This window comes from Butyrivibrio sp. Su6 (genome assembly GCF_900108105.1).
GTDB lineage: Bacteria > Bacillota > Clostridia > Lachnospirales > Lachnospiraceae > Butyrivibrio.
In genome coordinates this window covers 128,124-147,606 of the sequence record NZ_FNUR01000003.1, presented here as the reverse complement: position 1 = coordinate 147,606, position 19,483 = coordinate 128,124, and the positions used below count along the sequence as shown (strand labels likewise).

The 19,483-nt window shown below is 41.0% G+C and carries 16 protein-coding genes; 15 read left to right on the top strand and 1 reads right to left on the bottom strand.

Annotated features, from left to right (window positions below):
* The first annotated feature begins 44 nt into the window (after window positions 1-44).
* The 13 genes from C4S54_RS04835 (at window position 45) to C4S54_RS04780 (ending at window position 16,255) form a co-directional block, all read left to right on the top strand.
* A complete protein-coding gene (locus C4S54_RS04835; RefSeq protein ID WP_103868532.1) occupies window positions 45-2,819 on the top strand; it encodes a glycoside hydrolase family 3 protein in 2,775 nt (924 codons plus the stop codon).
* A gap of 1,639 nt (window positions 2,820-4,458) precedes the next feature.
* Window positions 4,459-6,153 (top strand): ABC transporter substrate-binding protein, encoded by a 1,695-nt coding sequence (locus C4S54_RS04830; protein WP_103868531.1) that lies wholly within the window; start codon window positions 4,459-4,461, stop codon window positions 6,151-6,153.
* Between the two features lie 78 nt (window positions 6,154-6,231).
* Window positions 6,232-7,209, top strand: a complete 978-nt coding sequence (locus C4S54_RS04825; RefSeq protein WP_103868530.1) for an ABC transporter permease — start codon at window positions 6,232-6,234, stop codon at window positions 7,207-7,209.
* Window positions 7,206-8,039, top strand: coding sequence for an ABC transporter permease (locus tag C4S54_RS04820; protein WP_103868529.1), 834 nt, complete (start codon window positions 7,206-7,208; stop codon window positions 8,037-8,039). The genes C4S54_RS04825 and C4S54_RS04820 overlap by 4 nt, the downstream gene beginning before the upstream one ends.
* 9 nt (window positions 8,040-8,048) lie before the next feature.
* The gene (locus tag C4S54_RS04815) at window positions 8,049-8,969 is read left to right on the top strand and encodes an ABC transporter ATP-binding protein (RefSeq protein WP_103868528.1); all 921 of its coding nucleotides are present in this window, start codon (window positions 8,049-8,051) and stop codon (window positions 8,967-8,969) included.
* Entirely contained in the window at window positions 8,959-9,561 is a 603-nt protein-coding gene (locus C4S54_RS04810; protein ID WP_103868527.1) for an ABC transporter ATP-binding protein, read from the top strand. The genes C4S54_RS04815 and C4S54_RS04810 overlap by 11 nt, the downstream gene beginning before the upstream one ends.
* Before the next feature lie 237 nt (window positions 9,562-9,798).
* On the top strand, window positions 9,799-10,236 hold the full coding sequence (locus C4S54_RS04805) for a DUF4869 domain-containing protein (protein WP_103868526.1): 438 nt from the start codon (window positions 9,799-9,801) through the stop codon (window positions 10,234-10,236).
* Window positions 10,237-10,257: 21 nt separating this feature from the next.
* Entirely contained in the window at window positions 10,258-10,812 is a 555-nt protein-coding gene (locus tag C4S54_RS04800; protein ID WP_103868525.1) for a hypothetical protein, read from the top strand.
* Window positions 10,813-10,834: 22 nt separating this feature from the next.
* The gene (locus tag C4S54_RS15935) at window positions 10,835-10,984 is read left to right on the top strand and encodes a hypothetical protein (protein ID WP_160110680.1); all 150 of its coding nucleotides are present in this window, start codon (window positions 10,835-10,837) and stop codon (window positions 10,982-10,984) included.
* A gap of 147 nt (window positions 10,985-11,131) precedes the next feature.
* Entirely contained in the window at window positions 11,132-12,052 is a 921-nt protein-coding gene (locus C4S54_RS04795; protein ID WP_103868524.1) for a leucine-rich repeat protein, read from the top strand.
* Window positions 12,053-12,073: 21 nt separating this feature from the next.
* Complete coding sequence (locus C4S54_RS04790) at window positions 12,074-13,261, top strand: DUF362 domain-containing protein (protein ID WP_103868523.1); 1,188 nt, start codon at window positions 12,074-12,076, stop codon at window positions 13,259-13,261.
* Window positions 13,262-13,303: 42 nt separating this feature from the next.
* Window positions 13,304-14,722: a vWA domain-containing protein gene (locus C4S54_RS04785; protein WP_103868522.1), complete on the top strand. Its 1,419-nt coding sequence runs from the start codon at window positions 13,304-13,306 to the stop codon at window positions 14,720-14,722.
* Between the two features lie 18 nt (window positions 14,723-14,740).
* On the top strand, window positions 14,741-16,255 hold the full coding sequence (locus C4S54_RS04780) for an AAA family ATPase (RefSeq protein ID WP_103868521.1): 1,515 nt from the start codon (window positions 14,741-14,743) through the stop codon (window positions 16,253-16,255).
* A 5-nt stretch (window positions 16,256-16,260) separates the two neighbouring features.
* Here the strand turns inward: C4S54_RS04780 and C4S54_RS04775 are convergent, their stop codons facing one another.
* Window positions 16,261-17,094 carry a helix-turn-helix domain-containing protein gene (locus C4S54_RS04775; protein ID WP_103868520.1) on the bottom strand — a complete coding sequence of 278 codons (834 nt, stop codon included), beginning with the start codon at window positions 17,092-17,094 and terminating at the stop codon, window positions 16,261-16,263.
* 216 nt (window positions 17,095-17,310) lie between these two features.
* Between C4S54_RS04775 and C4S54_RS04770 the strand changes: the two genes are divergently transcribed.
* Together C4S54_RS04770 and C4S54_RS04765 are read left to right on the top strand one after the other, a co-directional pair.
* A complete protein-coding gene (locus tag C4S54_RS04770) occupies window positions 17,311-18,465 on the top strand; it encodes a Gfo/Idh/MocA family protein (protein ID WP_103868519.1) in 1,155 nt (384 codons plus the stop codon).
* A gap of 59 nt (window positions 18,466-18,524) precedes the next feature.
* Window positions 18,525-19,388, top strand: a complete 864-nt coding sequence (locus tag C4S54_RS04765) for a sugar phosphate isomerase/epimerase family protein (RefSeq protein WP_103868518.1) — start codon at window positions 18,525-18,527, stop codon at window positions 19,386-19,388.
* Window positions 19,389-19,483: the final 95 nt, after the last annotated feature.

The following is a 19,483-nucleotide window of genomic DNA, read 5'->3' as shown; positions in this document are numbered from 1 at the left end:
AGTCAATATCATTAGTAAAAAACATTTATTTTTGAGGTTAGGTTATGAGCAAGACGTGGGATATAGAAAAGTTTAAGCTCGCAGCAAGAAGTGCAGCAGCAGAGGGCATTGTTATGCTCGAGAATAAAGACGGTGCGCTTCCTCTTGAGAAAAATGAGAAGATTGCTGTTTTTGGAAGAGCTCAGATGAACTATTACAAGAGTGGAACAGGTTCAGGCGGAATGGTCAATGCCCGCTACGTTGTAGGAATTTACGAGGCGATAGAGGCTTCAGGCAAATTTAAGATAAACAAAGATGTCAGGAAAGCATATGAAGATTTTGTAAAAGAAAATCCTTATGAGTCAGGATTTGGTTGGGCATCAGAACCATGGTTTCAGAAAGAAATGCCTATAACTGATACTCTTGTAAAAAAGGCAGCAGCTGAATCTGATAAGGCTATTTTCATCATCGGAAGAACTGCCGGTGAAGATCAGGATAATAAGGCCACAGAGGGAAGCTATCTTTTGACCAAAGAAGAAAGTAAGGCTCTTTCTAAGGTATGCAAGGCATTTAAGCAGACAATAGTTCTTTTGAATGTTGGAAATATCATAGATATGAAGTGGGTAAAGGAGTGCAAGCCTTCAGCCGTACTGTACGTCTGGCAGGGCGGTCAGGAAGGTGGAAACGCTGTTTGCGATGTCCTTTGCGGAGATGTTAATCCTTCAGGTAAGCTTTCAGATACGATTGCTTTAGATATTAAGGATTATGCTTCAACTGAAAACTTTGGCTCAGATAAACAGAATTTCCAGGCAGAGGATATTTATGTCGGATACCGCTATTTTGAGACTTTTGATAAAGAGAAGGTTCTTTATCCATTCGGATATGGACTGTCGTATACAAGCTTTGATATAGCTTTGGGAGATTTTTCTTTTGACAAAAAAGAAGGAGTATCCCTTGAAGTATTAGTTTCGAACACCGGTGACAGAGCAGGTAAGGAAGTTGTTCAGGTTTATTTTGAAGCACCAAACGGCAAGCTTGGAAAGGCTAAAAGAGTCCTTTGCGGCTTTGAAAAGACAGATGTTTTAAAGCCTGGTCAGTGTCAGAAACTTGAATTTGATGTGCCTAAGTACTGGATGGCTTCTTATGATGACGGCGGTGTTACAGGTCACAAGTCTTCATATGTTCTTGAAGAGGGCAAATACACTGTTTATGCAGGCAGTGATGTAAGAAGTGCTGAAGTGGCAGGTGAGTTTTCTTTAGACAAACTTGAAGTTGTATGTGAATGCGAGGAAGCGTATGCACCTGTTGACAAGTTTAAGCGTCTTAAGGCAGAAGTATCTGGAAAAACCGTTAAAAAAGCCTATGAAGACGTTCCTCTTAGAACTCTTGATCCTAACAAAAAGAGAAAGGACAGACTTCCAAAGGCTCTTAAATATACAGGGGACAAGGGATATAAGCTTGTTGATGTGGCCAATAAGAAAGTCAGCCTTGATAAGTTTATAGCTCAGCTTTCTGACCGTGATCTTGTTACTATGATGCGCGGCGAGGGAATGTGCTCTCCAAAAGTAACTGCTGGAATTGCAGGTGCTTATGGCGGAGTAACAGATTCTCTTTCAAAATTTGGAATTCCTGTAGGCGGATGTTCAGATGGACCTTCCGGAATCCGTATGGACTGTGGAACCCACGCTTTTTCACTTCCGAATGGAACATGTCTTGCCTGCACATTTAATGAAGATATAAACGAAGAATTATTTGGCTGGGAGGGACTTGAACTTAGAAAGTTCAGGATTGATGCCCTTTTAGGACCTGGAATGAATATCCACAGAAGTCCTCTTAACGGCAGAAACTTTGAGTATTTCTCTGAAGACCCATTCCTTACAGGTAAGCTTGTTTCTGCGCAGCTTCGTGGTATGCACAAGTACGGCGTAACAGGAGTTATCAAGCACTTTGCGGGAAACACTCAGGAGACTAACAGACACAATGTAAACAATGTTGTATCTGAGAGAGCACTTCGTGAGATTTACTTAAAGGGATTTGAAATTGCTGTAAGAGAAGGCGGAGCAAGAGCAGTCATGAGCACATATGGCCCTGTTAATGGTCTCTGGACAGCAAGCAGCTATGATCTTCTTACTACTATCCTTAGAGGAGAGTGGGGATTTGATGGCATTGTCATGACAGACTGGTGGGCAATGGGAAATGATGAAGCAAATGGCAAGGGAAGCTATGCCAACGTTGCTGCACAGGTACGTGCCCAGAACGACCTCAACATGGTCAATTCAAGCGCTGAAGAGAATTCCAACAAGGATAATCTTGATGATGCTATAGAAAAAGGACTTGTAACAAGAGATGAGCTTGCAAGATGTGCAGGAAATATCTTAAGATTCCTTCTTAAGACACCTGCTTTTGAGCATCTTATCGGCAAAGAGTCTGCTCTTGATAAGGAACTGAAGGATGCGATTGATGAGGATGATGCATCTCTTCAGGATATGATCAAGGTTAAGTTTGATAAAAAAGAACTTTCACTTGATACAAAGCTTATAAATACAGAAAAAGGTGAAACAACAGTATTTCTTTTGTCTACACCTACAAAGTGCGAAATGGATGTTGAACTTGTACTTCGAGCAGATAATCAGCCAGATGTTGCGCAGCTCCCTCTTTCTATCTTCCAGGACAGACAGCTCATACAGACCATCACACTTACAGGAATGGACAAAGAATGGAAGAAATTCCGTATAAAACTTGCTCCATCTTTCCTTGGGAACTTCTACCTGAAGTTCTATTTTGCCCAGAGTGGTCTTGTGATTGATTCTGTAAAAGTTATAAAAACTAAAGAAATGTAAGACATAGAGAGTATTCTAGCGTAAGTTTTTGCTTATGTTAGGATGCTCTCTTTTTGAATATGCGTAAGTGAGAAGACACAGGGACGGTTCCAATGACTTATTAAAAGCAAGTCACTCAACCGTCCATTTAACTTCTTAGAAAAGTATAGGTTGTAGCTGCGTACGCCACCATTGACTGAACCTGAGGAAAACGCTTTGGTCTGCGAGCCGACGGTGAGGATGATGGGAACAGTAGTTAGATTCATGCACCGTCGGATTCAGCATTGTAGCGTTTTCCTCAGAACCCGTCAATGGCAAGCACCTTACGGTGTGGCTTGGGATTATTGCCTCGGGATCCAATTCCGAGAACAGTAGTGGTGGCTACTTTTAGGGCTGAGTATGGCTAAGAATAGTAGATGCGGATACTTCCTGGAATATGTAGGACTAAGAATTGCAGATACGGATACTTTCCAAAATGTATAGGGCTATATGCCCGTGGTTCCCGCTGTAGAGAGAGCTGCAATTCTGTTTTGGGCATATAGCTTGTTTTTAATAGCTCGGCCACCTGTAATAAAACCGTTATTGGGCTTATAGCCGGATATCAGGCTTGCAGCCACCCCTTACCATAGCTTTTATCGCAGGCAATTGGGCATATACGGTAATTATCCGTCCACAGCCACCCTTTTAACGGGTGGCCAAAGGCTTGAAATCAGCCTATATGCCCATTTGAGCGCTCGTGAGGGTGGCTGGTCTCGCAAAAAACTGCTATATGCCCAAAATAGTAAGAATCAGAGGTGGCTGGAAGCTTTACAAAGCGCGATATACCCAAACCATTATTCTTCACAATCATATGGACTGAATGGAACATAGAAAATTCGGATTGTCAAAGCGAATTGGGTATATAGTCATATTTTTAAGTTAACACATCCATTGACAGTATTTTCAGGAAGTGAAACTGGGCATATACGAGAAAAAATGGATTGCCACATCCATTGGATGAGTGAACTGAGGACATATGATCTCTATATAATGGTGTGGTAATCTCAAATAAGGCCGTATATGCCCAAAATCACAAGTCAAAACCCTTGTCGCATGGTGTCGTAAGCTCAAAAATCAGGCTATATTTCCAAAACAGTATCTTCACTCTCTTTACATTGAAAGACGCAGACATATAGTCACATATATCTTTGAAAGTAGCTACCCCTACTGTTCTCGGATTTGGATCCCGAGGCCCTTGTACCCAGCCACACCGCAAGGTGCTTGCCATTGACGGGTTCTGAGGAAAACGCTACAATGCTGAATCCGACGGTGCATGAATCTAACTACTGTTCCCATCATCCTCACCGTCGGCTCGCAGACCAAGGCGTTTTCTTCAGGTTCAGTCAATGGTGGCGGACGGAGTCAACTCACTTACGTGTATACAAAATGAGAGCATTTTACTAAGCACAAAGCTTACGAAAAATACTCTCATTGGTGCTGTAGTGATCTATATTATTTCAAGAGCCCCTCAAATACTCTGATTACTCGATTTATCCAGATGAAACGTTGCTTTAATTGATTAAAAGCATAAAATCATATAAAAAAATAACCCCCCAGGGGGCTTAAAATGGACTTTTCTCTGTCATATAATCCAATAGACATTAAAAATTGGAGGATGGGGATGAAGAGTAAAAATATTTCATTAGTACTGGGGATCATTTTAGCTTTCTCTATGGTCGGATGTGGCCAGAGCGCAACTACTGAGTCAAAGGAGGTTCAAACTTCAGAAACTCAGAATGCACAGGCAAAACAGGAAGCAAGCCAGGGACAGGCAGAAACTACAGCTGAAAATGCAGAGGTATCTAATGATTCCGAGAGCATCAATGTTTATATAGGTGGATCTATTTTTGATTCGAGCATGGATCCTGTTAAAGGCTTTATGAGCTATGGATATCCATTTGTAAATGAGGCACTTATCCAGGCTGATACCAATTCTGAATATGTTGCAGATCTTGCAACTGATTGGGAAGTAAGTGAGGACGCACTTACTTATACATTTAATCTTCGTGAGGGAGTTACATTCAGCGATGGAACACCTTTCACAGCAGAAGATGTTGTTTTTACCTATGAAGAGGTTCAAAAGAACCAGGCCAATAATGAAAATGTTGATCTTACAAAGCTTAAATCTGTAGAAGCAGACGGTGATTACAAAGTTATATTCACACTTAATGAGTGCTATTCACCATTCCTTGATACAGTAGCAATGCTTCAGATCGTTCCAAGCGATTCATATAACAGCGAGACATTTGATACAGCGCCTATAGGAACAGGTGCATATAAGGTTGCTCAGTATGATACAAATCAGCAGATCATTCTGCAGATCAATGACAGCTACTGGGGTGGCACACCTGATATTGAGCAGGTAAACATCATTTCAATGGATCAGGATACAGCTTATTCCAATGCAGTATCAGGTCAGCTTGATGTAGTCATGGTTGGTTCAACATATATCAATGAGACAATTGACAGCATGACTCTCCATAAGCTTGAGACAATGGACGTTCGTAATGTGAGCCTTCCTACTCTTACAGAGCAGGTTATGAAGGACAGCCAGGGCAATGAGTACAACGTAGGTAATAATGTTACAAGTGACATCGCCGTTCGTAAGGCACTTTCAATCGGTATCAATCGTCAGGAGATCATTGATAACGCATTTAACGGCGAAGGAAAGCCTGCTGTTAATTTCACAGATAATCTTCCTTGGGCTTCAACTGATGACTATGAAGACAATCAGGTTGATGAGGCTAAAAAGATCCTTGAAGATGCTGGTTGGACTGATGCTGATGGCGATGGAATTCGTGAAAAAGGAGATCTTAAGTGTTCATTTGATCTTATAGCTCCAGGTAACGATGAAGATCGTTATAAGCTTGCGACAGCTCTTGCTGAGAATGCTAAAAACCTTGGAATAGAGATAAACGTTCGCAACGAGTCGTGGGATGTTGCTGTAGTAGAAGAAAATACAACTCCTATTGTTTGGGGCTGGGGACAGTTCTCACCAACAGTTATCTATTCAACATATGATTCAGAGATGTTCCTTGAGACTCAGTATGCCAATGTAACAGGATATACAAATGCAGATTGCGATGCAGCTATTGAAAAAGCCTTTGCAGCATCAAATCAGGCAGATGCCAATGCTGCATGGAAAGAGGCGCAGGCTATCGGTGACAGTGAGTATCCATACCTGTACCTTGTAAATATAGAGCATTCATACTTTGTAAAAGATAATCTTGATATTTCAGAATCTACGCAGATTCCGCATCCACATGGACATGGAAGCCCAATCATATGCAACCTTAAGGACTGGGTGTTAAACTAATAAAATATTAAAATCGAAGATAAATCATTCGGATACCACCCCATGAATGAGGTGGTATCTTTTTTGAGGTAAGTAGCTATGAGAACCAGAAATATCCTATACGAACTGATTCGTATGCTTCTTTTATTGATACTTGTGAGCTTTTTGGCTTTTGTACTGATTGCAAAATCGCCAATTGACCCGCTGGTATCTTATATTGGAGCCAACTCAACATTGTCACCTGAAGCTAAACAGGAGATTGTGGAGCATTGGGGATTAAATGAGCCTGTTTTTACGCGCTTTTTTAAGTGGCTTGTTAATATCCTTCATGGAGATATGGGAATATCAATAACATATAAAAAAGCAGTTAGCAGCGTTATTATTGAACGCTTCTCATATTCGATAGTGCTTATGCTTTTGGCGTGGATATTGTCAGGAATACTGGGATTTGTCATAGGCGTTATCTGCGGAATAAAGCAGGGCGGAATATATGACCGGATTACAAAGCTCTTTTGCCTGATGGTCAAATCAGCACCTACATTCTGGCTGGGACTGATGTTTCTTGTTATATTTGCAGTCAGCCTTGGATGGTTCCCCATTGGAATGGCTGTTCCTATGGGAAAATTAAAGAGTGAAGTTACTGTATGGGACAGGCTTTATCATTTGGTGCTCCCGGTAATCACTCTTACTGTGGCCAATATAAGTGAAGTGGTTCTCTATACAAGGCAAAGAGTCGTTGAGATTATCGGAAGTGATTATATTTTGTATGCAAGAGCCCGGGGTGAGAACCAGGGACAGATCATTAGACGTCATGTTCTTAGAAACGTTATGCTTCCTGCTATTACTTTGCAGTTTGCTTCATTTAGTGAGCTCTTTGGCGGGATGGCACTTGCTGAAAATGTATTTGCTTATCCGGGGATTGGAACAGCGACTACAGCTGCGGCTTTAAGTGGCGATGCACCTCTTCTTATGGGGATTGCGCTTATCAGTGCACTCTTTGTTTTTACAGGCAATCTTATTGCCAATATTTTGTATGGAATTTGTGATCCAAGGATCAGGGAAAAGGAGGAGTCATGAGAAATACATCTTTGTGGAACAGACGAACACGACTCACTCTCCTTATTGTTTTAGCAGCTACTTATCTTTTAGGGGTGTTCTTCTGGGGCCTTTTTATTGATCCAAGCGAGTATGGTGTTCATTACGAAAATAAGCTCCTTGCTCCAAGCGCTCAGCATTTTTTTGGAACAGATGCAATGGGAAGGGATATGTTCAAGCGCTGCATCAAGGGACTCTCAAACAGTCTTGTGATAGGTCTTTTGGCTTCTCTTGTAAGCTCTGTGGTTGCGCTTGTCATGGGAATTGCATCTGCGGTATTTGGCGGATTTGTGGACCGATTTGTGAATTTGTGCGTTGATCTTTGCATGGGACTTCCACATCTTGTTTTGCTGATACTTATTTCATGCATGGCAGGCAGAGGAACAGTTGGCGTTACTGTGGCGGTTGCCCTTACACACTGGCCATCACTTACCCGAATCGTGAGGCAGGAGGTTTTGCAGCTTCGAAATACGCAGTACGTGCTGGCAAGCAGAAAAATGGGAAAAAGCTATCTGACTATTGCCCTTACACATATGGTTCCCCATGTGCTTCCGGCTTATCTTATAGGTCTTATACTCTTGTTCCCACATGCTATCATGCATGAAGCATCAGTTACTTTCCTTGGATTTGGCCTGCCAAAAGAAATGCCGGCTATCGGAGTTATTTTGGCAGAATCCATGAACCATATCACCACCGGGAAATGGTGGATGGCTCTTTTTCCAGGGCTTATGCTCCTACTTGCTGTTGTCTTGTTTGACCTTATCGGTGAGACACTCAAAAAACTCTGGAATCCAAACAGTGGTAACGAGTAAGGAGGGAACATGGGAAAGACACTATTAAACGTTGAAGACCTGGTTGTAGCTTTTTCTATGTACCAGGGCGACTCATTAAAAAAAGAAAACCTTGAAGTTATCCACTCACTCTCACTTGATGTAAAAGAGGGTGAGATCCTTGCTGTTGTTGGATCAAGCGGATCAGGAAAGAGTATTTTGGCGAGCGCTGTCCTTGACCTTCTTCCTAAGAATGCAGTTGTGAGCGGAAAGATCACATACAATGGTAAACCACTTTCCATGCAGGCTACACCTGATCTTTATGGAAAAGAAATCTCTTTTATCCCTCAGTCTGTGGATTATCTTGATCCACTTATGAAGGTTGGAAAGCAGGTCCAGGGAGTAAAAGGCAGCAAAGCAAGACAGGAAGAACTCTTTGAGAAGTACCGTTTAGGCAGGGATACAGAGAAAAAGTATCCATTCCAGCTTTCTGGAGGAATGGCAAGGCGTGTGCTCATTTCAGGAGCGGTGATGGGAGATCCAAAGCTTATAATAGCCGATGAACCAACACCCGGCCTTGATCTTGAACTGGCGATGGAGACATTAAAGCATTTCAGAACTCTTGCCGATCAGGGGACAGGAATCCTTATGATCACACATGATATAGATCTTGCCCTTAATGTGGCAGACAGGATCGCAGTTTTTTACGCAGGAACAATAGTTGAGATTGCATCGACAAAGGACTTTTTAAGTGGAAGAGATGCTCTTAGACATCCATACACAAAGGCTCTTTATGATGCGCTTCCACAAAACGGCTTTAAGCCTATACCCGGAGCACAGCCCTATGCAGGAAGCCTTCCTTCAGGGTGTCTTTTTGCAGACCGCTGTCCATACAGGGACGATGCCTGTGCCGGTGCGCAGCCTGAGCGTGAAGTAAGAGGCGGAAAGGTTAGGTGCGCTCATGCAACTTGAAGCAAAAAATATAAGCTTTAGATATGACAAAAAAAGTCCATGGGTTTTGAAGGATGTTTCACTTTCAATAGAAGAAGGCGAGAGAGTGGGAATAGTTGCTCCATCCGGCTTTGGAAAGACAACTCTTGCAAGGATACTGGCAGGATATGAGAAACCATCGGAAGGCCAGGTGCTCATAGATGGAAAGGAGCTGCCTTCAAAAGGTTTTTGCCCGGTGCAGCTTATCTATCAGCATCCGGAGCTTTCGGTAAATCCCAGATGGAGAATGGAAAAGACACTTAATGAGTGCTTTACTCCGGATGAAGCTCTTTTGACCAAAATGGGAATCGAGAAGGAGTGGTTGCACCGTTGGCCTTCAGAGCTCTCAGGTGGAGAACTTCAAAGATTCTGCATAGCAAGGATCCTTACACCAAAGACAAAAATCCTTATCTGTGATGAGATTTCAACGATGCTGGATGTGATCACTCAGGCTCAGGTCTGGAATATCCTTCTTGATATTGCCAAAGAGCGAAACATGGGCATGGCAGTGATCACCCACAACAAGGCCCTTGCAGAAAAAGTCTGCACAAGAACCGTAAGACTTGACAATTAAATATACTTTCTTGCGAGTGGCATAAAATCCAGAAGTGCCCATAACTTCGGATAGATCTCGGAGTATTCGCAAAGACACAGTAAAAATGTATGCTGAGATTAGTGGTTGTTGCATTTTGGGCAACAACTATTTTGTACATCTGTAAAAAATGATATAGTTCCGATGATTGAAGAAATGATGCTATAATATCATAAGATATACGGTAATAATGAGACTTCATTTATTAGGTGAACATATATGCTAAGAATATATTTTGGTGAAAAAGAAGATGTAATGCATGGGCCATCATGGTTTAGATTTAATTATGATGAAGAATGGCTGGCAGACCCTTTTGTGGAAGAGATGATGACAGATATTGATAAATCACATTATAAGGGAGGTCAGCTAATTGAAAGTGATGTTTTGGGACCAATTCCGCCAGAGAAACTATCAGGTGGATTGCAGACTCTTATTTGCATTTATAAAAGACCGGATCTAGTTTTCAATGCCACAAGCTGTGGAGAGAACTGCGCAAAATGGCTTATAGAGATTGGAAGAAGAGAGGATATTACCGTAAATCTTAGATATTACATGCCTTTTGATGATTGCGGTGATATAGAAATCGAAATTCTTAATGAGAATATCAAGGTAACAAATGCCAAGGATTATATGCATGAAGCATTAAAATATGTTTGATGACTAGGAAGTATTATACATATGAAGAATAAACATCATGTAGTTGTTGAATCAAAGCGACTTAAATACGAATTTGATATAAAGAGGAATATTACTGTCATTCAAGGTGATAGCGCATCTGGAAAGACTACACTCTTGGACCTTTTGGGGACGCATTCAAGGTTTGGAAAAGAAAGTGGCATTAGCGTACAGTCAGATGTTCCTTGTGTGGTATTTGGTGGAGATGCAGGTCTTTGGAAGACGATTTTAGAAGCTTATCAAGATAGTATAGTATTTATCGATGAAGATTATCCATTTATTTATTCCAAAGATTTTGCGGAGTTGGTACAGGCGTCTTCGAATTATTTTGTCTTGATTACAAGACAGCCTCTGTATAATTTGCCATATAGTGTTCAGGAAATCTATGGAATCAGGACTACAGGTAAATATCACTACCCCGAGCAAGTCTACCACGAGTTTTACAGAATTTATAATGATTCAAATGAGGCATTGGATAAAGAAGTTTTGGTGTTGGTAGAAGATTCAAAGTCTGGATATCAGTTCTTTTCTAAGGCGTGTAAGCAAGGAGTTCTTTAGTTGGGAGAGGTATTTTACTGATTTGCTCATTACAGCAACTGCTGATGATAGTATTAAGAAATATGATAAGAGCCAGTTAAAGCCTTATTATATTGAAGGCAAAACCAAAGATGCTATTATCGCTGTTCTTCCTGAAGAGTTAAGAAAAATCACTGAATATGGATACCATTGAATGATGGTTATAAAAAGGGATATTGGCAAAGATGCTGATATCCCTTTTTACATAGAAATCTCATGTATCTATATATTCTTGAATTGGTAATTTTTAGAATGTATATTATTATGAGGTGGAATTTATTTGAGGTCGGGTGAAGGCAATATGCCATTTTTATATGTAATAAATGTAAGTAAAAAAGACAGTCATAAGTTTGCAGAGATTACAGGATTTGAGGGAAGTGTCAGAGAGCTGGTTGTGCCGGATAGAATTGATGGCTATGTGGTTGAGGCTATCGGTAATCATGCTTTTTCCGGAAGAGATGATATCGAAAGTGTTGTTCTTCCGAATACTATAAAGACTCTTTACGGCTTTGCTTTTCATAACTGCAGGAAACTAAGGAAGATAAGTCTTTTTGACAGTATTGATGACTATTATGACGGAGTATGCAGGCAGTGCGACTCCTTGTCTGATATTGAGATACGTATAGAGAGAAATTGGTATGAGGTAATTCGAAACTTTCTGGCTGATAATGACAAGACACTTAGGTTTCTGATAAAAAGAGATGAATATACATCCTGCCTTGTTTTTCCTGAGTATGTTTACGATTTTTCTGAAAATACCATGGCAAGGACAATCCAGTTTTCGATTGGCGGCAGCGGGATGATCTACAGGGAATGCGTTGACCGAAAGAACGTGAACTACAGGGAGTATGACAAACTTTTTGAAAAGGCCGTTATAGATGGAAACGCTGTTTCAGAAGATATCGCCATAGGAAGAGTTCTTTTTCCATATGAGCTTGCAGAAGGCTATAAAGAAAAGTACGAGAGCTTTATAAAGAAAAATGGCAAAAGCATTGTGGAAAGACTCATAAAAAATATTGAAAGCAGTGGAGAAAATGCAGCTTTGGATGCTGATGAGGTTTCTCCGATGAATCTGATAAAAAAGCTGATCGCATTTTTGGATGATGAGGCCATGGATCATGCTATAAAGCTTGCTTCAGAAAAGGGACTTACTCTATTGAGTGCAGTTTTGATAGGGAGTAAGAAGCCACCTGTGGCCAGTGTTTCGAGATTTGAATTCTAGTGAAAATGTTGAGGGTAAAGGGTGTTTGAAAAAGTATCTGTAGAAAAGTGTGCATCATACGATAAAGAACTTGTGAAAAATAGCCTTGATAAGGCAATTGATGAGATAGATGGTCTTTCTTTTGTTAAGGAAGGCATGACTGTTGGGCTTAAGCTTAATCTTGTAGGGGCAGCAGCTCCGGAAAAGGCAGTGACAACGCATCCTATGATTGTCAGAAGACTATGCGAGCGCCTGACACAAATGGGGGCAAGGGTTGTCATAGGAGACAGTCCGGGAGGAGTATTTAACAAAAACTACGTGTCTGGAATTTATAAGGCATGCGGGCTTCTTGAGCTTGAAAAGGATTTTGACGGAAAGGTGAAGCTTAATGAAGACTTTTCGGAAAAAGATGCAGAGTTTGCAGATGCAGTCAGCATAAAGACTTTTACCTATACAGGCTGGCTTGATGATGTGGATGCTATCATAAATATATCAAAGCTTAAGACTCACGCTATGATGGGTATGAGCTGTGCGGTTAAAAATATGTTCGGAACTATCCCCGGAGTTACTAAGCCTCAGTATCATATGAGATTTCCAGAGGAGAGGGCGTTTGCCAATGTCATGGTGGATCTCAATGAGTTTTTTAAGCCGCAGCTTTATATCGTTGATGCCATAGATGGAATGGAGGGCAATGGCCCTACAGCAGGAGACAAAAGACATATCGGTGCAGTCTTGGCCTCTAAAAAGCCCTATGCTCTTGACGTTGTCTGCGCAGACATGATTGGAATGGGCATCAGGGATGTTCCGACTATAGGGGCTGCTTTTGAAAGGGGCCTTGGACCTGAAAGCATTGCAGATGTTGATATTGTTTCTTCATCTGATGGAGAGCATATTAAGATAGCTGATTTTAAGAGAGCAACTATACATCAGTCAATTGACTTTAGCGGAGACGGATTTGGCAATAAGATGAAGTCCGTATTGATAAAGCTCTTTTTACAGACCAGACCACAGGTAAAGGCGTCAGAATGCGTTGGCTGCAAGAAATGCTATGAGACATGTCCTGCAAAGGCTATCACAATGGTAGAAAGAAATGTGAAGGGGAAGGCTTTACTGGTCCCTGAGATTGACAGAAGCAAGTGCATTAAGTGCTTTTGTTGTCAGGAGTTTTGCCCAAAGGGAGCTATGAAAGTACATGAAAATCCGCTGGGTAAATTTGTAAGTACGATGTAATGAAAACTAATGTGATCATGGAGCAGGTCAGACAATAAACTTATGTTACACGAGGAGATAAGTTACAGGGAAAAACTTGAAAAGATAGGATGGCAGGTTCTTGAAGCATCAAGAACTGAGCTTTACGTAGCCATGAGATTTATGGGAGAAGCTCTTTCTTCGCTCTCTTATGAAATGGACCTTTCAACGACTACGGTAGGTACTGATGCTGTGTCCATCAGGTATAATCCGACTTACGTGTCATCTTTGTTTGTGGAAGAGCCGGGGAAATTAAACAGAACCTATCTTCACATGATACTTCACTGTATTTTCAGGCACATGTACACTTCGGCCAGATACGAGGATGTGGATCTTTTTGACCTGTGTGCTGACATAGTGGTGGAGATGATCCTTGATGGGATGGACTATCAGTGCATTTACAGGGTTACATCGGACTATCGCGAAAGGTGGTACGAGCGCCTTGAAAAAGAGCTGAAGGTCCTGACGGTAGAAAAGCTATACAAGTTCTTTTCTGATCCTGAAAATAACATAGATATTTTGGAAATAGAAAAGCTCTCAAGAGAGTTTAAGATGGATGACCACAGCTTTTGGCAAAGGCTTCCCAAAGACGACCAAAAGCCTGATGGCAAAGAGAAAGAGAAGCCTCCGATAGATGAGGATTTTGATGGCCCTTCCGGTAAAAATGAAGATCAGAAAACGACGGAAAAGTACATAAATCCCAAAAGGCTTAAGGCTATACAGAACAAAGAAAAAGACTGGGAAAAATCAGCAAAGCGTATGGAAACCGAGATAGAGACTATCGGCAAAAGACATAGCGATAAACTCGGGAAACTTGCATGGATACTGAAGTACGAGAATACTTCACGGACTGATTACAGGGAGTTTTTAAACCGCTTTAAGGTTATCCGCGAAGAGGGCGGTATTGACATGGACAGCTTTGACTATGGCATGTACAGCTTTGGAATAGAGCACTATGGGAATATGCCTCTGATCGAGGAGAATGAGTTTAAGGAAGTTCGCAAGGTAAAAGAGCTGGTAATAGCCATCGACACTTCAGCGTCTTGTAAAGACGAACTTGTTCAGCACTTTCTTAATGAGACAGCAAGACTTCTTTTTACAGAAGGATCTTTTTTCCAAAAGATAAAAATACATGTTATACAGTGTGATGATCAGGTTCAGAGGGATGAACTTATTGACAGCGTAGAAGCAATGAAGAAATATGCTACCGGGATACATGTTGAAGGCGGCTATGGAACAGATTTCAGGCCTGTCTTTGACTATGTTGATAAGTTGCAACTATCCGGCGAGTTTGAGAATCTCAAGGGTCTTATCTATTTTACTGATGGCTACGGCATCTATCCGGAAAAAGAGACTTCGTATGACACTGCCTTTATTTTTCCGCAGGACGGTGACTATGAGGATGAAAATGTGCCTGTTTGGGCAATGAAATTGTATGTATGATTAAAGAGGAAGCAGATCATGAATATAGATGAAGCAAAAGTTGAAGTCAAAAATGCAGTGAGAGCCTATCTTGAAAAAGATGAGGTGGGACAGTATGAGATTCCTGTGGAGAGGCAAAGGCCAATCCTTCTCATGGGTCCTCCCGGAATAGGTAAAACTGCAGTTATGGAGCAGATAGCCCATGAGCTGGGAATTGGACTTGTGTCCTATACAATAACTCACCACACAAGGCAGAGCGCAATAGGTCTTCCAAAGATTACGGAAAAGAGCTTTGGGGGAAAAGAGTATTCTGTGACTGAGTACACTATGAGTGAGATTATTGGGGCTGTCTATGAGCAGATTGAAAAGTCAGGGGTAAAAGAGGGAATTCTTTTCCTCGATGAGATTAACTGCGTGTCTGAAACGCTTGCGCCTACAATGCTTCAGTTCCTGCAGTACAAGACCTTTGGATCACATAAGCTTCCTGAAGGCTACATAATTGTTACCGCAGGTAATCCGCCCCAGTACAATAAGTCTGTTAGGGATTTTGATATTGTAACCTTGGACCGAGTACGGCAGATCAACATTGAAGAAGATTTTGAAGCCTGGAAGGATTACGCCTACAAGGCGGGAGTTCATGGCTCTATTTTGGCCTATCTTGAGATTAAAAAAGATAATTTCTACAACATAAGTACAGATGTAAATGGCAGGAGCTTTGTGACAGCCAGAGGCTGGGAAGATTTATCGAGGATAATCAAGGTTTATGAGAAACTTGGTATTGGTGTTGATGAGAACCTTACTGCCCAGTATCTGCAGAATAAGGAAATAGCGAGGAATTTTGCTACATATTATGAGCTGTACAGAAGATACAATGAGCTTTACAAGATACCTGATATTTTGGAGGGAAGATTTCCTGAGGATAAGGAGACTTTACGAAAAGGATCTTTCGATGAGAAGCTTAGTATCATAGGTCTTTTGTCTGATAAGCTCATGGAAGAATTCAGAGATTATGCGCAGGATGAGGCTGTTCAGAAGGAACTGTTTGAAATCATCAAGGCAGCAGGAAAGCTTCAGGCAGAGAATGCAGAAGGTGTGCGCGATTATCTGGAAAACAGGGCTGCTTTGTTGGAAAAAGAGACTGAGGATCAGCTTTCTATAGGCATGATCAGCAGAGAGGATGAGCGAACAAGGCGACTTGTTGTTACTATTTTGAAAGAGCTTGTGGAAAAACTAACGTTAACTGATGGTGATCAGTTTGAAGCCTCAAAGAGCTGGTTCAAAGAAAGAGAAGATGCAAGGCAGGCAAGGATTGTGGAGACCGGACGACATCTTACAAACAGCTTTGAGTTCCTTGAGCAGACCTTTGGAGATAAAGAGTCTTTGTCAGGAAGTCAGGAAATGGTTATTTTCCTTACGGAGTTATCAAGCGCTTACCACAGTCTTAAATTTGTCCGTGAGACAGGCAATGATGCTTATTATAAATACAATAAGCTCCTGCTGCTAAATGACAGAAAGCAGGAGCTTAAGGATATTGTAAAAGAACTTGTTTTGTAATCTGGTTATTTTGCGTTGTTTTTCCTAAAAGTACTTGGTGATATGCCAACGATTTTTTTGAAGGTTTTAAAGAAGTGAGCATAGCTTGAATACCCTAGTTTTTCCTGTACCTCTTTAACGGAAAAGCCTTGTTTTAAAAGGTTTTGAGCTGCGCTCATTTTTGATAGGCTTATATATTTTCCGAGGGAAGCATGAGCATACCTCTTGAACAACCTGGAAATATAGTCAGGATTTAGGTAGAAATGGTCAGCGATAGATGAAACGGATATTTCATCGCATATATGGTCGTTTATGTAGCTGATCATTTCGCTGACTTTTTCCTGAGTTTTATTTGTGTTGTACACATCTTTATTCTTGGAGACAGTTTCAGATACTGCCTCGTCAATCTTGGCCATCAGAAGAAAGAATTCTGAAAATGACCTTGAGTTAAATTCATTCCCCAAAACTATCATTTTTCTTATTTGTTTTATTATTTCTTTTAACTGATCATCAGATAGAGAGATCAAAACAGGAGCTGAGCTCTGGCCTAAGTAGTGCAGAGAATCATCTGTCCCTGAAAATACATCATCAAGCCATTTCATCTGAATGTTGATGACATATCGTTCATAGAACACATCGCTGTTGTGGTAGAGCTGGTGAAGGCAGAAGGGTGGAATTACTATCAAAGTTCCAGCCGGTACCCTCAGGACTTTATCCTCCAAAATCACATCCTCTAAATCTGTTAATGTGAGATAAAGTTCTGCTGCGTCATGTGAGTGAATCGCAACCGGGTTTTGAGGCTTGTTTTTTCTATATGCAATTGTATAGGGCTGTCCCTGAGTGAAAATCGGATGTTTCATACGCTCTCCGTATAGTTCTTAATTATCTGCAGATTATACCGGCTGCAAAAGAAGTCGGAAAAGTACATATAAATAGTTATATATGTATATATCATATCATGAATCAGAGGACTAAAATAGTGGAAAATATAGTATTCCTGAATGCTTGTTTTGATTGATTTTATGGGGAATATACATGGAAAGGAGTCGGTAAATAATTACTGACAAGGTGGTTACATGGAGAAGGTAAGACTTGGGATTATTGGTATTGGAGGAATGGGGACCAACCATGCACGCAGCATTTTGGAAGGCAAAGTGCCTAACATGGTTTTGACTGCGGTGTCTGATACCAGGCCAGAAAGGCTTTCATTTGCAGAAAAAGAGCTGTCAAAGGATCTGGCTCTTTATTCAGATGGAAAGGAACTGATCGACTCAGGAGATGTTGATGCGGTACTTGTAGCAACGCCACATTATATGCATCCTGATTATGTGATCTATGCACTCTCTCACGGAGTTCATGCTATCACAGAAAAACCAGCGGGTGTATATACCAGGCAGGTAAAAGAGATGAATGAGGCAGCAGGTAAGAGTGATAAAGTTTTTGCCATAATGCTCAATCAGCGAACAAACTGTGTTTACAGAAAACTCCATGAGATGATAGAAAGTGGAGAACTTGGTGCGCTAAAGCGCATGAACTGGATAATTACTGACTGGTACAGGACTCAGAGTTATTACGATGCAGCCGGGTGGAAGGCAACATGGGCAGGCGAAGGTGGCGGAGTGCTTATAAATCAGTGCCCTCACCAGCTTGATCTGTTGCAGTGGCTCTGCGGCATGCCTGTAAAAGTGAGAGCTTTTTGTCACAATGCAAAATGGCATGATATTGAAGTTGAAGATGATGTTACAGCTTATATGGAGTTCGAAAACGGCGCTACAGGAGTTTTTGTTACTACAACAGGTGATGCTCCCGGAACAAACAGACTTGAACTTACTTTTGAAATGGGCAAGATAGTTTGCGAAGATGACAAGCTTATTTTTGACAAGCTTTCAGAGAGCGTTTTTGAGCATTGCAAGCATGAAAAGGAAGGATTTAAAAAGCCGGATTGCACCAGAGTGGAGATTGAGACAGATGGGCTAAATGAACAGCATGTTGGAGTCTTAAAGGCATTTGCTGACAAAATTTTGGGAAAGGGAGAGCTTGTTGCCGAGGGAATAGAAGGAATAAACGGACTTACTCTTTCAAATGCAATGTACCTTTCATCCTGGCTCGATGAGACTATTGAACTTCCGTTTGACGAAGACCTTTTTTTTCGAGAATTGGACAAAAGGAGAGCAACATCAAAACTGAAGGAAGACAAGGGAATTGTTTTTGACACTACGGGAACATACTAAATAGCGAATTGGCCAGACATATGTTTTGAATAAAAAGCCTAAAAATGGAGAGATAAATCATGGATAAAAAATACATTCTTACAGGCTTTGCAGATGAAATTGCACCTGAACTTGATAAACAGATAGAAGGAATAAAGGGACTTGGCATGAAGCATATTGAAATGCGAGGTGCTGACGGTAACAACCTTATTTTCCACAGTAACGAGAAGGTAAAAGAAATTAAGGAAAAACTGGATTCAAATGGAATAGCCCTTTCGGCTCTTGGATCACCTCTTGGCAAGATCCAGATAACAGATCCCTTTGAAAAGCATTTTGAAGAGTTCAAAAGAGCTGTCGAGATAGCACATCTGATGGAAACACCAAGGATCAGAATGTTCAGCTTTTATGTTCCTGAAGATAAACATGAAATGTATAAGGGAGAGGTCTTTGATCGCCTTGGGAAATTTGTAGACTATGCAAAGTCAGAAGAAATCCTACTCCTTCATGAAAATGAAAAAGGAATCTATGGCGACAAGGCAGCAGAATGCCGTGAGCTTATGGATGAGTTCTATGGAGATAATTTCAAGGCTATATTTGATTTTGCGAATTTTGTTCAGGTAGGCCAGGATACGCTGGAAGCTTATGAGCTTTTGAAAGATTTCATTGTTTATGTTCACGTCAAGGACGCGCTTTTAAAAGACGGCAGTGTTGTTCCTGCAGGTCTTGGGGATGGAAATGTAAAGCTGATACTGACAAAACTTTTCGAAAAGGGATTTGATGGATTTTTATCTCTCGAGCCACACCTTTTTGATTTTGTTGGATTTGCAGATCTTGAGCAGAACAATGTTTCAATTGCCTCCGGCGAAGGCAGAAAATTGTCCGGAATTGAAGCCTTTACCCTTGCTCATGATGCACTTATTAAGGTTTTGGGAGAGATAAAATAAAAAAATTTAAAAAAAGTGTTTGACAAACATGTTAGACAATGCTAACATACATATTGTTAGCAAGAGCTAACAATCAAATGACATACATAGTCATA

Excerpts from the sequence above, each read along its gene's own strand:
- C4S54_RS04835 (WP_103868532.1), top strand. The coding sequence starts at position 45 with ATGAGCAAGACGTGGGATATAGAAAAGTTTAAGCTCGCAGCAAGAAGT.
- C4S54_RS04830 (WP_103868531.1), top strand. The coding sequence starts at position 4,459 with ATGAAGAGTAAAAATATTTCATTAGTACTGGGGATCATTTTAGCTTTC.
- C4S54_RS04825 (WP_103868530.1), top strand. The coding sequence starts at position 6,232 with ATGAGAACCAGAAATATCCTATACGAACTGATTCGTATGCTTCTTTTA.
- C4S54_RS04820 (WP_103868529.1), top strand. The coding sequence starts at position 7,206 with ATGAGAAATACATCTTTGTGGAACAGACGAACACGACTCACTCTCCTT.
- C4S54_RS04815 (WP_103868528.1), top strand. The coding sequence starts at position 8,049 with ATGGGAAAGACACTATTAAACGTTGAAGACCTGGTTGTAGCTTTTTCT.
- C4S54_RS04810 (WP_103868527.1), top strand. The coding sequence starts at position 8,959 with ATGCAACTTGAAGCAAAAAATATAAGCTTTAGATATGACAAAAAAAGT.
- C4S54_RS04805 (WP_103868526.1), top strand. The coding sequence starts at position 9,799 with ATGCTAAGAATATATTTTGGTGAAAAAGAAGATGTAATGCATGGGCCA.
- C4S54_RS04800 (WP_103868525.1), top strand. The coding sequence starts at position 10,258 with ATGAAGAATAAACATCATGTAGTTGTTGAATCAAAGCGACTTAAATAC.
- C4S54_RS04795 (WP_103868524.1), top strand. The coding sequence starts at position 11,132 with ATGCCATTTTTATATGTAATAAATGTAAGTAAAAAAGACAGTCATAAG.
- C4S54_RS04785 (WP_103868522.1), top strand. The coding sequence starts at position 13,304 with ATGTTACACGAGGAGATAAGTTACAGGGAAAAACTTGAAAAGATAGGA.
- C4S54_RS04780 (WP_103868521.1), top strand. The coding sequence starts at position 14,741 with ATGAATATAGATGAAGCAAAAGTTGAAGTCAAAAATGCAGTGAGAGCC.
- C4S54_RS04775 (WP_103868520.1), bottom strand. The coding sequence starts at position 17,094 with ATGAAACATCCGATTTTCACTCAGGGACAGCCCTATACAATTGCATAT.
- C4S54_RS04770 (WP_103868519.1), top strand. The coding sequence starts at position 17,311 with ATGGAGAAGGTAAGACTTGGGATTATTGGTATTGGAGGAATGGGGACC.
- C4S54_RS04765 (WP_103868518.1), top strand. The coding sequence starts at position 18,525 with ATGGATAAAAAATACATTCTTACAGGCTTTGCAGATGAAATTGCACCT.